This is a genomic window from Paracoccus sp. PARArs4, assembly GCF_947311865.1.
Lineage (GTDB): Bacteria > Pseudomonadota > Alphaproteobacteria > Rhodobacterales > Rhodobacteraceae > Paracoccus > Paracoccus zeaxanthinifaciens.
This window is the reverse complement of the sequence record NZ_CAMZMW010000011.1, coordinates 1-14,610: the sequence shown is the minus strand read 5'-3', so window position 1 is coordinate 14,610 and position 14,610 is coordinate 1. Positions and strand designations below refer to the sequence as shown.

At 65.8% G+C, this 14,610-nt stretch carries 12 protein-coding genes, 1 tRNA gene and 1 pseudogene; 9 read left to right on the top strand and 5 right to left on the bottom strand.

Annotated elements, in window-relative coordinates:
• Window positions 1-107 precede the first annotated feature (107 nt).
• Window positions 108-668: a DUF882 domain-containing protein gene (locus QMZ16_RS10490; protein ID WP_028725853.1), complete on the top strand. Its 561-nt coding sequence runs from the start codon at window positions 108-110 to the stop codon at window positions 666-668.
• A 147-nt stretch (window positions 669-815) separates the two neighbouring features.
• Window positions 816-1,409 carry a helix-turn-helix domain-containing protein gene (locus tag QMZ16_RS10485; RefSeq protein WP_282603210.1) on the top strand — a complete coding sequence of 198 codons (594 nt, stop codon included), beginning with the start codon at window positions 816-818 and terminating at the stop codon, window positions 1,407-1,409.
• On the opposite strand, the gene QMZ16_RS10480 is transcribed toward QMZ16_RS10485, so the two are convergent.
• Window positions 1,406-1,999, bottom strand: coding sequence for a TetR family transcriptional regulator C-terminal domain-containing protein (locus tag QMZ16_RS10480; protein WP_022707664.1), 594 nt, complete (start codon window positions 1,997-1,999; stop codon window positions 1,406-1,408). The two genes, QMZ16_RS10485 and QMZ16_RS10480, sit on opposite strands and share 4 nt — an antisense overlap.
• A gap of 165 nt (window positions 2,000-2,164) precedes the next feature.
• Between QMZ16_RS10480 and QMZ16_RS10475 the strand changes: the two genes are divergently transcribed.
• From QMZ16_RS10475 to QMZ16_RS10450, 6 genes are all read left to right on the top strand, one after another.
• Window positions 2,165-3,484: an aspartate aminotransferase family protein gene (locus QMZ16_RS10475; RefSeq protein WP_282603209.1), complete on the top strand. Its 1,320-nt coding sequence runs from the start codon at window positions 2,165-2,167 to the stop codon at window positions 3,482-3,484.
• A 102-nt stretch (window positions 3,485-3,586) separates the two neighbouring features.
• Window positions 3,587-4,831, top strand: a complete 1,245-nt coding sequence (locus QMZ16_RS10470; protein WP_282603282.1) for a Zn-dependent hydrolase — start codon at window positions 3,587-3,589, stop codon at window positions 4,829-4,831.
• Between the two features lie 93 nt (window positions 4,832-4,924).
• Window positions 4,925-5,698, top strand: a complete 774-nt coding sequence (locus QMZ16_RS10465) for an ABC transporter ATP-binding protein (protein WP_348984663.1) — start codon at window positions 4,925-4,927, stop codon at window positions 5,696-5,698.
• A 43-nt stretch (window positions 5,699-5,741) separates the two neighbouring features.
• On the top strand, window positions 5,742-6,605 hold the full coding sequence (locus QMZ16_RS10460) for an ABC transporter permease (RefSeq protein ID WP_282603281.1): 864 nt from the start codon (window positions 5,742-5,744) through the stop codon (window positions 6,603-6,605).
• Window positions 6,602-7,444: an ABC transporter permease gene (locus tag QMZ16_RS10455; RefSeq protein WP_282603207.1), complete on the top strand. Its 843-nt coding sequence runs from the start codon at window positions 6,602-6,604 to the stop codon at window positions 7,442-7,444. The genes QMZ16_RS10460 and QMZ16_RS10455 overlap by 4 nt, the downstream gene beginning before the upstream one ends.
• A gap of 28 nt (window positions 7,445-7,472) precedes the next feature.
• Complete coding sequence (locus QMZ16_RS10450; protein WP_282603280.1) at window positions 7,473-8,456, top strand: ABC transporter substrate-binding protein; 984 nt, start codon at window positions 7,473-7,475, stop codon at window positions 8,454-8,456.
• Window positions 8,457-8,459: 3 nt separating this feature from the next.
• On the opposite strand, the gene QMZ16_RS10445 is transcribed toward QMZ16_RS10450, so the two are convergent.
• The 4 genes from QMZ16_RS10445 to QMZ16_RS10430 all read right to left on the bottom strand — a co-directional run bounded on the left by QMZ16_RS10445 (window position 8,460) and on the right by QMZ16_RS10430 (window position 13,544).
• The gene (locus QMZ16_RS10445) at window positions 8,460-11,582 is read right to left on the bottom strand and encodes an efflux RND transporter permease subunit (protein WP_282603206.1); all 3,123 of its coding nucleotides are present in this window, start codon (window positions 11,580-11,582) and stop codon (window positions 8,460-8,462) included.
• 3 nt (window positions 11,583-11,585) lie between these two features.
• Window positions 11,586-12,725 (bottom strand): efflux RND transporter periplasmic adaptor subunit, encoded by a 1,140-nt coding sequence (locus tag QMZ16_RS10440; RefSeq protein WP_282603205.1) that lies wholly within the window; start codon window positions 12,723-12,725, stop codon window positions 11,586-11,588.
• Between the two features lie 113 nt (window positions 12,726-12,838).
• A tRNA-Val gene (locus QMZ16_RS10435) sits at window positions 12,839-12,913 on the bottom strand.
• A 49-nt stretch (window positions 12,914-12,962) separates the two neighbouring features.
• Window positions 12,963-13,544 carry a histidine phosphatase family protein gene (locus QMZ16_RS10430; protein WP_282603204.1) on the bottom strand — a complete coding sequence of 194 codons (582 nt, stop codon included), beginning with the start codon at window positions 13,542-13,544 and terminating at the stop codon, window positions 12,963-12,965.
• A gap of 160 nt (window positions 13,545-13,704) precedes the next feature.
• Here QMZ16_RS10430 and QMZ16_RS10425 point away from each other — a divergent pair.
• Window positions 13,705-14,464: pseudogene (locus QMZ16_RS10425) on the top strand (IS5 family transposase); the annotation flags it as partial.
• Window positions 14,465-14,610 lie beyond the last annotated feature (146 nt).

Below are 14,610 nucleotides of genomic sequence, written 5' to 3'. Positions count from 1 at the left end.
GTTTCCTGACGCACCGAATTTTGACATATTGTTAGGAAGTCGGGGCTAAACCCGACGGGCCGCGGCAATCCGCGCGCCGAAGAACGAAGCAGGACAGGCGATCTGACATGACAATGGACCTTATCTCCCGTCGCGGCCTTCTGGGTGCTTTCGCGGCGACCAGCGTGGCTGCGGCACCGGTGATGGCCAATGCCTTCGGTTTCCTTCGCGGTGCCGGCGACATGCGCCGCGTCCGGATGTATTCCGGCCGCACCGGCGAAAGCATCGACACCGTGTACTGGGTGGATGGCAAGTACATCCGCGAAGCCCTGAACGAGATCAACGTCTTCATGCGCGACTGGCGCACGGGCGAGGCGATCGGCATGGATCCCCGCATGATCGACGTGGCGGCGGCATCCTCGCGGCTGATGCAGACGAACGAACCCTACATGATGCTGTCGGGCTACCGCTCGCCCCGGACCAACGCGATGCTGCGTCGGCAATCCAGCGGCGTCGCGCGCAACTCGTTGCACATGACCGGCAAGGCCGCCGACCTGCGACTGAAGTCGCGTTCGGTCGCGCAGATGTACCAGGCGGCTGTCGCGTGCCGCGCGGGTGGCGTCGGCCGCTACAGCGGTTCGAACTTCGTGCACATGGATTGCGGTCCGGTCCGTACCTGGGGCCGCTGATCGCACCGACAGGCGTGATCGCCAAAACGCCATCCGCCGATGCGGGCGGCGTTTTTCTTCGTGATAACAAATGCCAGCGATAATCTTGCTTGCGTTAGCGCCCCGCTCAAGTCACCCTGAAGACATAACAAATGTGAAGGGTTAAGAATGAGCCCCCAGACCACCCGTCGCTTTCGCACCGCGAAGAAGATCCAGTTCGCTGCCGTGGAGCTTGCGGTCCGCGATGGGCTGAGCAATGTCACGACCGAGGCGATCGCCAAGGAAGCTGGCATCAGCACCCGCAGTTTCTTCAACTACTATGCCTACAAGGAAGCGGCGTTGATGGGTCCGCCGCCGGATTATCCGTCCGACGCGTCCGAGGTCTTCGTGCAGGGCACGGGGAAGCTGATCGACGATTTGTCCCGCCTGATCGAGGCGCATCTGAAGCGCTTCCTGGAAGAGCGCGAGATCTTCGCCCATATCCTCGAACTCAGCGACAGCGACCCCAAGCTGAACGCCCTGCGCAACAGTGCGATGCTGGCACGCCGCGCGCAGATGCGGGGCCTGCTGCACCGTCGCGCGCCCGGTTCCGACCCCCGCATCATCGAGATCCTGGCCGCTGCCGTCATCGCGGCGACGAATGCCGCCGCCAAGGATTGGGCCTCGGGCGAACGCATGGACCTGATCGCCTCGGCCAAGGAAAACCTCGTGCTGATCGAGCAGGCGGGCCTGCTTCTGGAGACCAGCCCCACCGCGGCCTAGACCGCCAGCATCTTGCGATACAGCTGATCGAGGAACTGCTCGGCCTCGTCGAACGGATCATGTCCAGGGCCGAGCACCGCTCGCACCTGCACGTCGAAATCCGCATAGTGCTGCGTCATCGACCAGATCGAGAAGATCAGGTGATGCGGCGCGACCTGCGCCAACCTTCCTTGGTCCATCCACGCGGCGATGACCACCACGGCGCGGTCGACGATCGTCTTCAGATCCTCCTCCAGCACTTCGGTCAGATGCGGCGCACCCTGCAGGATCTCGTTCGCGAACAGCCTGCTTTCGCGCGGATAATCGCGCGACATGTGCAGCTTGGCGCGGACATAGGTCAGCACCTCCTCCAACGGATCGCCGTCCGGGTCGAAGCGCGATAGCGGCGCAAGCCACATGTCCAGAAGCCGCGTCAGCAGCGTCTTGTGGATCTCGTCCTTCGACCGGAAATAATACAGCACGTTCGGCTTCGACAGCCCGGCGGCCTGCGCGATCTGGTCGATCGTCGCCCCGCGAAAGCCGTTTCCGGCAAACACCCCAAGCGCGCCATCCAGGATCAGCTGCCGATTCTTCTGCTGAATGCGCGTCATCGGGGGCTTTTTGCCGTTTGTCATTGCCGCTCCTGCTCTGGCATGATCGCGAAACGGGCAGTTTGGAAACAGCCGTCACCGCAAGGTCGGGGTTTCTTGACTGACCTTTGCCCCGTGCTAGCGTGACCCTGACCAATTGGTCAATAATTTCCGAGGTTTGAATTCATGCCGCTTGACCGCAAGCCCGCACCGAACGACCTGAATGCGTTCTGGATGCCCTTCACTTCCAACCGTCAGTTCAAGTCCGATCCGCGGATGTTGGTCTCGGCGCAGGACATGCACTACACCTCGGCGGACGGGCGACAGATCCTGGACGGGACCGCGGGCCTGTGGTGCTGTAATGCGGGCCATTGCCGCCCGAAGATCACCGAGGCGGTCCAGAAACAGGTCGCCGAGATGGACTATGCCCCGGCATTCCAGATGGGCCACCCGCTGGCGTTCGAGCTGGCGAACCGCATCGTCGACGTCGCCCCCGAAGGTATGGAGCACGTCTTCTACTGCAATTCGGGCAGCGAGGCGGTCGATACCGCGCTGAAGATCGCGCTGGCTTATCACCGCGCACGGGGCGATGCCTCGCGGACGCGCCTGATCGGGCGAGAGCGTGGCTATCACGGCGTCGGGTTCGGCGGCATCTCGGTCGGCGGGATCGTCAACAACCGCAGGCATTTCGGATCGCTTCTGGCGGGCGTCGATCACCTGCCCCACACGCATCTGCCCGAGAACAGCTTCACCAAGGGTCAGCCCGACCACGGCGCGCATCTTGCAGACGAACTGGAACGCATCGTCGCGCTGCACGGCGCCGAGACCATCGCCGCAGTCATCGTCGAGCCGATGGCCGGATCGACCGGCGTGCTGATGCCGCCCAAGGGATACCTGCAGCGCCTGCGCGACATCACCCGCAAGCACGGCATCCTGCTGATCTTCGACGAGGTGATCACCGGCTTCGGTCGCCTGGGCAGCCCCTTTGCCGCGCAGCATTTCGGCGTCACGCCGGACATGATCACCTGCGCCAAGGGCCTGACGAACGGCGTCATTCCGATGGGCGCGGTGCTGACCACGCCCCAGATCCACGACGCCTTCATGCAGGGCCCCGATCACATGATCGAGCTGTTCCACGGCTATACCTACAGCGGCAACCCCATCGCCTGTGCGGCGGGCCTCGCCACGCTGGACACCTATGCCGAGGAAGGGCTGCTGACCCGCGCCGCGACGCTTGAAACCTATTGGCAGGAGGCGCTGCACGGCCTGCGCGACCTGCCCAACGTGGTCGACATCCGCAACATGGGCCTGATCGGCGCGGTCGAGCTGGCCCCCATCGAAGGGCAGCCGGGCAAGCGCGCCTTCGACGCCTTCCTCCGCGCCTACGAGGCCGGCATCCTGATCCGCGTCACCGGCGACATCATCGCCATGTCGCCCCCGCTCATCATCTCGCAACAGCAGATCGACCAGCTGATCGGTACGCTGGCCGAGGTTCTCAAGACCTGAACGCCGGCGGGCGGGTCGATCCCGCCCGCCCTCACGACGACCCTGCGCCGCGACTGCGGCGGGTCACTGGAAGGGACCGGAATGCAAGAAGACAGCGCCGTGATGACGGCTGCGAACATGACCGTAAACGGCGACCGCCTGTGGGACAGCCTGGAACGGATGGCCCAGGTCGGGCCGGGGATCGCGGGCGGCAACAACCGCCAGACGCTGACCGACGAGGACGCCGCCGGTCGCGCGCTGTTCGCCGAATGGTGCCGCGATGCGGGCATGACGATGGGTCTGGACCGGATGGGCAACATGTTCATGCGCCACGAGGGGGCCGAGCCTGCGCTGGACCCGATCTATGTCGGCAGCCACCTGGACACGCAGCCGACCGGCGGCAAGTATGACGGCGTGCTTGGCGTTCTTGCCGGGCTGGAGGTCGTTCGCGCCATCCGCGACATGGGCATCCGCACCCGCCGCCCCATCGTCGTCGTGAACTGGACCAACGAGGAAGGCGCCCGTTTCGCCCCCGCCATGCTGGCCTCCGGCGTGTTCGCGGGCATGCATTCCGAGGATTACGCCAACAGCCGCACCGATGCCGAAGGCAAGACCTTCGGCGCCGAGCTGGACCGCATCGGCTGGCGCGGGGACGAGGTTCCGGGCGATCGGCGCATCCACGCGATGTTCGAATACCATATCGAACAGGGCCCGATCCTCGAGGCCGCGGGCAAGCAGATCGGCGTCGTCACCCACGGGCAGGGCCTGTGGTGGCTGGAACTGACGCTGACCGGCAAGGACGCGCATACCGGCTCGACGCCGATGGCGATGCGGGTGAATGCAGGGCTTGGCATGGCGCGCATCACCGAGGCCGTGCAGCGCATCGCGATGGCCCATCAACCCGATGCCGTCGGTGCGATCGGGCAGGCGAACCTCTATCCCAACAGCCGCAACGTCATTCCGGGCAAGGCGGTCTTCACCATCGACTTCCGCACCCCCGACGCGGCCAAGCTGGCCTCGATGCGTTCGATGTTGGAGGCGGAGGCTACTGAAATCGCAAAGGAACTTGGCCTCGACCTGAAGATCGAGGTGACCGGACATTTCGAACCCGTGGCCTTCGACCCGACCCTTGTCGGCAAGGTCCGCGACGCCGCGAAGCGGCTGGGGCTGTCGCATATGGATATCGTGTCGGGCGCCGGCCATGACGCATGCTGGATCAACCAGGTCGCACCGACCGCGATGATCTTCTGCCCCTGCGTCGACGGCCTGTCGCACAACGAGGCCGAGGAGATCAGCCCCGAATGGGCGAAGGCGGGTTGTGACGTGCTGCTGCACGCGGTTCTGGATGCTGCAGAAATCGTGACCTGAGGGCACTGCCCACCGATGACCTGAACCACCGGCGGGACGCGTTCCGCCGGGCGGATGACCGATGCCCGTTGGGCCCGAACGAAGGAGCGCCGGATGAGCGTGATCGACGCGCAGAATGTCAGCCTGACCTTTCCGACCGCGGATGGCCCGGTCCACGCCCTGAGCGCGGTGAACCTGTCCATTGAACGCGGCGATTTCGTCAGCTTCATCGGGCCTTCGGGTTGCGGCAAGACGACCCTGCTGCGCAGCATCGCCGCGCTGGAGACGCCGACCGGCGGCAGCCTCAGCGTGGCGGGCCGCGATCCCGACGCGGCGCGGCGCGCGCGGGCCTATGGCTATGTCTTCCAGGCGCCGGGGCTGTTTCCGTGGCGCACCATCGCGGGGAACATCGCGCTTCCGCTGCAGATCATGGGCTTCTCGAAATCCGAAAGGGCCGAGAGGGTCGCCCGCGTTCTGGACCTGGTCGAGCTGTGCGGTTTCGGCAACAAGTATCCGTGGCAGCTGTCCGGGGGGATGCAGCAGCGCGCCTCGATCGCGCGGGCGCTGGCCTTCGATGCCGACATCCTACTGATGGACGAACCCTTCGGCGCGCTGGACGAGATCGTGCGCGACCGTCTGAACGAGGCGCTGCTGCAATTGTGGCGCAAGACCGGCAAGACCATCGGCTTCGTCACGCATTCCATCCCCGAGGCGGTCTATCTCTCGACCCGGATCGTCGTGATGTCGCCGCGTCCGGGGCGGATATCGCGGATCATCGACAGCCCCCTGCCCGCCGACCGTCCGCTGGATATCCGCGACACGCCCGAATTCATCGCGCTTGCCCACGAGGTGCGCGAGGCCCTGCGCGACGGCCACGGCCATGACTGACGGAGCGCTGCCCATGCCCCGCCTTCGCCTGCCACGCCCGGATCTGGGCGGCATCCTGCCCGTCGCGACCGTGCTGCTGGTGATCGTCGCGATCTGGTACGCGGCGGCCATCAGCATGAACGCCAGGTGGGAGCGTGATCAGGCAGCGCGCGCAGGCACGCAGGTTTCGGTCATGCAGATGGTCGGGCTGACACTGACGCAGGACCGCCCCGTGCTGCCTGCGCCGCACCAGGTCGCGGCGGGCCTCTATCAGGGGCTTGCGGGTCAGAAGATCACCTCGCCGCGCAGCCTGGTCTGGCATGCTTGGGTGACGCTGTCCGCGACGCTGGCGGGCTTCGGCATCGGCGCCGTCGCGGGGACCGCCCTTGCCATCGGCATCGTGCACAGCCGCAGCATGGACCAGTCCGTGATGCCCTGGGCGGTCGCCAGCCAGACCGTGCCGATCCTTGCAATCGCGCCGATGGTGATCGTCGTCCTGTCCTCGATGGGGATCACGGGACTGCTGCCCAAGGCGATCATCGCAGCGTGGCTCAGCTTCTTTCCGGTGCTGGTCGGCATGGTCAAGGGGCTGCGTACGCCCGACGCGATGCAGATGGACCAGATGCGGTCCTGGAACGCCAGCCGCACGCAGATCTTCTGGCACCTGCGCCTGCCGTCGTCCCTGCCCTATCTGTTCGCCAGCCTGAAGGTCGCCATCGCCGCCGCCCTTGTCGGCACCATCGTCGGAGAGTTGCCCGCAGGCGCGACCGCAGGCCTGGGCGCGCGCCTGCTGTCAGGCAGCTACTACGGGCAGACCGTGCAGATCTGGGCCGCGCTGTTCACCGCCGCCGCGCTTGCCGCGATCCTTGTCGCCATCGTCGCCCGCATCGAGCGCGCGACCCTTGCACGCATGGGGCACCGCGCATGAGCACGCTTCCCATCATCGGCGTCTGGCTGGGCGGCTGGGCGATCAACCTCTGGCTTGCGCGCTTCGACACGCGCACAAGCCGCGCCGCGGTGGCCGCGATCTTCGGCCTGACCCTGATCGCGCTGTGGGAGATGACCGTCCGCATCCACGAGGTGCCCGCCGTCATCCTGCCCGCCCCCAGCCAGATCGCGGCCAGCATCGTCCAGAACCGCAGCCTGCTGGTGACGGATTTCGTGCAGACCATCCTGCGCGGGGCGCTGACCGGCTGGGTGATCGGCGCGGCAGCCGCGATCCTTGCGGCCATCGCCATCGACCGCAGCCCCTTCCTGCAGAAGGGCCTGTTGCCCATCGGCAATTTCGTCGCAGCCCTGCCGATCGTCGGCATCGCGCCCATCCTGGTGATGTGGTTCGGCTTCGACTGGCATTCCAAGGCAGCGGTCGTCGTCGTCATGGTCTTTTTCCCCATCCTCGTGAACATGGTCGCGGGGCTGCGGGCGACCGATGCGCTGCAGCGCGACCTGATGGCCAGCTGGGCCGCACCCTATGGGGCGTCGCTGATCCTGATGCGCCTGCCTGCCGCGCTGCCCTTCCTGTTCAACGGCCTGAAGATCACCACGACGCTGGCCCTGATCGGCGCCATCGTGGCCGAGTTCTTCGGCAGCCCGACCAAGGGCATGGGGTTCCGCATCTCGACCGCGGTCGGACGGCTGGACCTGCCGCTTGTCTGGGCCGAGATCGTGGTGGCGGCGCTTGCCGGCACGTGCTTCTACGCCATCGTCGCGTTGATCGAGCGTCGCGCGACCTTCTGGCACCCCTCGCAACGCAACAACCGGGGCTGAGACCCCACTCGGACAGGAGAGACGGATGATGAAACGGATCATGCTGGGCAGCGTCGCATGTGCGATCATGGGCAGCGCCGCCGCCGCGGAAGAGCTGACGCTGCAGCTGAAATGGGTCACGCAGGCGCAGTTCGCCGGGTATTACGTCGCCGAGGCCAAGGGCTTCTACGACGAGGAAGGGCTTGACCTGACGATCCTTGCGGGCGGGCCGGACATCGCGCCGACGCAGGTGCTGGCAGGCGGCGGGGCCGATGTCATCGTCGAATGGATGCCCGCCGCGCTGGCAGCCCGCGAAAAGGGCCTGCCGCTGGTCAATATCGCCCAGCCCTTCAAGGCGTCGGGCATGATGCTGACCTGTCTCAAGGAATCCGGCATCGAGACCCCCGAGACCGATTTCGCGGGCAAGACCCTGGGCGTCTGGTTCTCGGGGAACGAATACCCGTTCCTCAGCTGGATGAGCACGCTCGGCCTGTCGACCGAGGGCGGCGAGGATGGCGTGACGGTGCTCAAGCAGGGCTTCAACGTCGATCCGCTGCTGCAGAAGCAGGCGGCCTGTATCAGCACCATGACCTATAACGAATACTGGCAGGTGATCGACGCGGGCCTGACCCCCGACGACCTGATCACCTTCAAGTACGAGGACCAGGGCGTCGCCACGCTGGAGGACGGCCTCTATGCACTGGAAACCACGCTGCAGGACGAGGAAAAGGTCGAGGCGCTTGCGAAATTCGTGCGCGCCAGCATGAAGGGCTGGGAATACGCCGCCGCGAACCCTGAAGAGGCTGCCGGGATCGTGCTGGACAACGACATGACCGGCGCGCAGACGCTGGAGCATCAGACCCGCATGATGACCGAGATCGCGAAGCTGACCGAAGGTTCGGACGGCGCACTGGACCAGGCCGATTACCAGCGCACCGTCGATATCCTGATGGCGGGCGGTTCGGACCCCGTGATCGAGGCCGCGCCCGAGGGCGCATTTACCACGGTCGTCACCGACAAGGCGCTGCAGTAACGCCTATTCCGCCGGGGCGGCGGCGCTGCGACGCGCCGCCCTCCGGCCCTCGCGGGCGACGCGACGACGCCCGTCCCATGCCAGAAGCGTCGGCGTCAGGAACAGCGTGACCGCCGTCGCCACCACCAGCCCGCCTGCGATGCCCGTGGACAGCTGGATCCAGAACTGCCCCGACGGCGCCCCGAAATAGAGATCGCGCCCGACGAAATCGATCGTCATCCCCATCACCATCGGCAAGAGGCCGATCACCGTGGTCGTGGCCGTCAGCAGCACGGGGCGGAAGCGTTCCGCCGCCGCCCGCCGCGCGGCGCGGTCAGGGTCGATCCCTGCGGCGCGATGCTCGTTATAGGCGTCGATCAGGATGATGTTGTTGTTCACCACGACACCCGCCAGCGCCATGATGCCGATCCCGCTCATGACGATGGAAAACGCCTCTTGCCGGACGATCAGTCCGAGGAAGACCCCCGCGATCGAGAAGATGATCGCCGAGAGGACCAGCCCCGCCTGATAGAAGCTGTTCATCTGGATCAGCAGGATCAGGAACATCAGGAAGATCGCCGCGACGAAGGCACCCGACAGGAAGGTCATCGCCTCCTGCTGGTCCTCGACCTCGCCGCCGAAGCGGATATCGACGCCGGGGGGCAGCTCCATCCCGCCGACGGTCTGGTCGATGCGCGCCAGTTCGGCGGTCAAGGTCGCGCCGGGCGCAAGATCGGCGCTGATGGTCTGGGTTTCCTTCGCACCGATGCGGGTGATCGCGGTCGGCGCAGGCGCGGGCAGAATGTCGGTCACGTTGCTGATGGGCACCTGCGCGCCGGACTGGACGCGGACGCGCAAACTTTCGAGGTTCTCGAAATCGCGCTGCTCGGGCGGGTATCGCAGGACGATATCCACCTCTTCGTCGGCGAAATCGGGCAGATAGGTGCCAAGGCTGACCCCCGTCGTCAGCAGCTGGACCGAGGTGCCGATGCTGTCCATGTCCACGCCATAGCGGGCCGATTCCTCGCGGTCCACGGACAGGCGGATCTCGGGGTTGGGGCGCGGCGTGTCGTTCTGGATGTCGACGAAGCTGCCCTGCGCCTTCATCAGGCGCTCGATCTCGGCGGCGGCAAGCTGCAGGACCTCGCGGCTGTCGGCGGAAACCTCGACCTGGACGGGACGCGCCTCGGCGGGACCAGATGCCGCGGCCTCGACCTGGATGCCGAGGCCCGGCACGTCCGAGGCCGCCTGCCGCATCGCCTCGATCACCTGCCCCGAGGGTTCGCGGGTCTGCCAGTCCGTGAACTCGACTTGGATCTGGCCGATCACGTCGCTTGGCAGGCTGGAGCGGACGCGTTCCTCGACGCTGCCGATGGTGCGGGCATAGACGCGATCCACCCCGTCGATGCGGCTGACGCGATCCTCGACCAGCCGGACCAGCTGATCGGATTCGCGCACCGACAGGTTGCCCGAGGCCGTGATCTGGACCTGCGCGCGTTCCGCATCGGTTTCGGGAAAGAACTCGACCCCGCGGCCAAGCTGGGCATAGGCGAAGATGACCGCGACCATCAGCGCTGCCGACAGCGCCAGCGTCAGGCCGGGCCGCGCGATGGTCCAGCGCGACAGGCTGTTGATCGCGGACGGGATCTCGTCGGGTGCGTCCTCGGGAAGGCGGTCCTGCGCCTTGCCCAGCACGGTGCCGGTCACGGGCACGAAGACCAGCGCCATGATCAGCGACATGATCAGCGTCGCGATCATCGTGGCGGGCAGGTAGAACATGAACTGCCCCGCCAGCCCCGGCCAGAACAGCAGCGGGAAGAACACCGCCAGCGTCGTCGCGGTCGAGGCGATGATCGGCCAGGCCATGCGCTGCGCCGCCATGCGGAAGGCGTCGCGCTTGCGGTGGCCCTGCGCGATCAGGCGTTCGCCCAGTTCGACCACGACGATGGCGCCGTCGACCAGCATCCCCACGACCAGGATCAACGAGAATAGCACGATGACGTTCAGCGTGAAGCCCAGGGCCCAGATGATCAGGATGCCCGACAGGAACGCGCCCGGAATGGCCACCGCGACCAGCATCGAGGCGCGGACGCCCAGGAACAGCACCGTCACCAGCATCACCAGCACGACCGCCGCGATCACGTTGTTCTGCAAGTCGGACAGCAGATCGACCATTTCCTGCGACTGGTCGTTCAGGAAGGTCACCTGCACCTGCGGGGGCCAGTCGGCGGACATCTCCTCGACCGCCTGGCGGACCTCGGCCACGGTGTCGATGATGTTGGCGCCCGCCGATTTCCGCACGTCGATGGCCAGCGCGGGCTGGCCGTCGATCCGCGCGAAGCTGGTCGCGTCCTTGAAGGTCTGGCGGACCTCGGCCACGTCCTGCACGCGCAGCACGGTGTTGCCGTCGACCAGCACCGGGATGGACATGATCTCGTCCAGCTGCACGACCGTGCCGGGGATCGACACTGCAAGTCGCCCCGCGCCGTTGTCGAAGGACCCCGCCGCGATCAGCTGGTTGTTGGCCTGCACCGCCTGCGCCAGCTGCCCCGGCGCGATGCCATAGGTCTCCAGCGCGATCGGGTCGATCAGCACCTCCAGCTGGTCCTCTCGGTCGCCGGTCAGATCGGCCTGAAGGACGCCCGACACGGTTTCTATGCGGTCGGACAGGTCGCGGCCCAGCCGGATCAGGTCGCGTTCGGGAACCTGCCCCGACAGCGCGACGGTCAAGATGGGAAAGATCGACAGGTCGATTTCTCGCACGAAGGGACCGTCGGCGGCGGGCGGGATGTCGGGTTCCGCATCGTCGGCGGCATCCTTTACCGATTTCTCGGCCTCGGCCTGGTCGAAGCCGGGCGCGAATTCCAGCGTGACCGAGGCAAAGCCCTCGGCGGCCACGGCCTTCATCTCTCGCAGGCCGTCCAGCGACTTCATCTGGCGTTCCAGCGGTTCGGCCAGAAGGGTCGCGGCATCCTCGGCGCTGACGCCGCTATAGGTGACGTTGACGATGAAGATCGGGATGTCGACCTCGGGCATCGATTCCTTGGGGATCGTGCGATAGGCCATGAAGCCCGAAAGCAGCAGCGCGATCATCAGCAGGATCACGGTCCTGACGCGGGTGAAGGCGGCGGCGATGATCCCCTGCATCGGTCAGTCCCCCGCCACGTCGCCGATCAGCCGGGCCGCCTCGCCCGCGTCCTGATCTCCGCCGATGACGTCGCGATATTCCTCGGGCGTCTCGCGGATGCGCGCGCGCTGCCCGTCGCTCAGTGCGCCCTGCGAAATCGTCACGATCCGCGCGGTTTCGGGAAGGCCCGTGACCCAGATCGCCTCGGCCTGTGCCTGAACCACGTCGACGGGCAGGAAGCGCAGATGCTCGTCATCATCGGCCACCGCGAAGACGCCGATGCGCCCCGCATCGTCCAGCCGGATCAGCGCGGGCGAGATGCGGTGCGCCACCCGTTCCTGCAGCGGCAGGCGGACCTTGGCCGCGAGCCCCGCCGGCGTGCGGCTGTCAGGGTTCGGGACCTCCAGCTCGACCCTGAAGGTCCGCGTCTCGCTGTCGGCCACGGGCGAGATGAAGGTCACCCGACCCTCGGCCATGCGGTCGCCCTGGAACTCGACCTCGGCGGTCTGGCCAAGGCTGACCGAGGTGATCTCGGACTGGCGGACCTGGATCCGTACCTTGAGGGGGTCGTTGTTCACGATCTCGAGGATCTCTCCGCCGGGCTGCACGAAGCTGCCGATCTCGACGGGAACGTCGCTGACGACGCCGGCGATGGGCGCGGTCAGGTTGGTGTTCTCCAGCTCGATCTCGGCGGCGCGAAGATCGGCGCGGGCGCTTTCCAGCGCGGCAAAGCGGTTGCGGGCCTCGGCATCCGAGGTGACGCCGCGATCGCGCAGCCGCTCGGCCGCGTCATAGTCGCGCTCGGCCGCGGCCAGTTCCGCCCGGGCGCGCGCCAAGGCGGCCTCGCGGTCGTCGGCCGAGATGCGCCCGACCGGATCGCCCTTGGCGACGCGGGTTCCCTCGGTCGCGATCTCTTCGACGATGCCGCCGGTGCGGGGGCGCAGGACCGATCGCTGGTTCGGAACCACGTCGCCGAAAAGCACGCTTTCGGGTCGGATGCGTTCCGCGCGGCTGGTGCTGGCTGCGACCTCGGGCGGGGGGATCTCGGCCTCTTGCCGCTGTTCGGGGGCCTGGCGCGTGGCCATGCCGCCGCCGATCCAGAAGACCAGGAACCCCAGGATGCCAAGGAAAACAAGGGTCGAGCTGTTCAAGAAGCGCCGCATGATCGTCCTGTCGTCAAGAAATGTCGGCAGCCGGCATCCTGCGGCACGCGCCTTCGGGTCGAGACAACAGATGGCGAAAGGTCGGTGTCAGGTCAATGAATTTGCCTGCGGCATGGTGGCCCGTGAGAGATTCGAACTCCCGACCGGCCCGGTGTAAACGGGACGCTCTACCACTGAGCTAACGGGCCATCCGTAGCGTGGCGCATGTGAAAAGCAAATCGCGGCGCGTTGCAAGGGCTAATCCGCGATCAGGCTTTCGCGTCCCTGGCGGAAGGCATGGATCGCGCCCTGTCGTGCCTCGCCCTGCCCGATCCGGTCGATCGGCAGCCCCAGGATCAGACACCGCAGCATCCGCAGCGTGACCCCGTGCGTGACGATCAGCGCGGGCCCGTCCAGATCGTTCAGCAAGCTGCGGCAGCGGGTGGCCAGCCGGGCGAACCCCTCGCCGCCCGGGCAGCGGTCGTACCAGCCGAAATCGTCGGTGAAGATCGCCGGGTGTGATGGCTGGAGGTCCGACAGAAGCTGCGCCGTGAACCGGCCGACATCGATCTCGGACAGGCGCGGGTCTGTGGCGAAGTCTTGGCCGAAGGCGATGCGCGCGGTGGCGACTGCCCTGCCCTGCGGACTGCTGATCCGACGCCCCGCGATCCCGTTTGACAGTTCGGCCAAGCGGCGGGCCTGTTCGATGCCGCGATCCGTCAGCGGCGAATCCAGGACGCCCTGCAGGCGGCCCTGAACGTTCCACGCGGTTTCGCCGTGGCGCATCAGATAGATGTCGGGAAGGATTGGAGCGGGTGAAGGGATGCTTAGATCAGGCATTTTGCGATGTTTTCAGTCCCAGTGCGTCCCACGCGGCCAATTTGTTGCCTTTTCTAGATTCAAGAGGTTACAGGCAAAGTGTCCCACGGTTCTATAGGCTCCAGACCCATTGATTTTATGCCCTTTGCGTGATTCTGGCTGCCGCAAGGAGTCCTGATCAATGAGCAACCTGTTCTGGCCGACGGAAGCGCAGATGTCGCGCCTTCGCCCCTACTTTCCCAAGAGCCATGGCCGTCCGCCAGTTGATGACCTGCGGGTGCTAAGCGGCATTATCTTCATCAATCGCAATGGCTTGCGATGGTGCGATGCACCAAATGAACACGGACCAGCAAAGACGCTCTACAATCGCTGGAGGCGCTGGAGTGGCAATGGTGTCTTCGCCCGGATCATGGTCGGTCTGGCCGCCGAAAGCACCGATCCGAAGACGATCATGATCGATGCCACTTATCTGAAGGCGCATGGCACGGCTTGCAGCTTACGGGCGAAAAAGGGGGGGGGGGCGCGCTCGCCAAATCGGTCGAACAAAAGGCGGCATGAACACGAAGCTGCACGCCGTCACTGACGCAAAAGGCAGGCCTATCCGCCTTCTCCTGTCAGCAGGCCAGGTAAGCGATTACACCGGCGCGGCGGCGCTTCTGGACACCCTACCGCAGGCTGACTGGTTCCTGGCGGACCGGGGTTATGATGCTGACTGGCTGCGAAAAGCGTTGCAGGACAGAGGGATAAAAGCCTGCATCCTAGATCGGAAGTCGCGCCAGAAGACCGTGAATTAAGACAAGCACCGCTACAAAAGACGCAATCGCATCGAGATCATGTTCGGTCGCCTGAAGGACTGGAGACGTGTTGCCACACGCTACGACAGGTGCCCGGAGACTTACCTCTCCGCAATCGCTTTGGCCGCAACAGTGTTGTTCTCTCTCAAAGCCAGAAGATTACGGTCGCAGCGAGTGCTATTGCTGAGAAGAAGGTTTGCGGACAGCGATCATAGCTGACCTGCTCCCCTGAAACGTCCGCGGTTTGAGGTTAGCCTGTTCTCGAAACGAGGAGACAGAAGATGCGGAAAAGC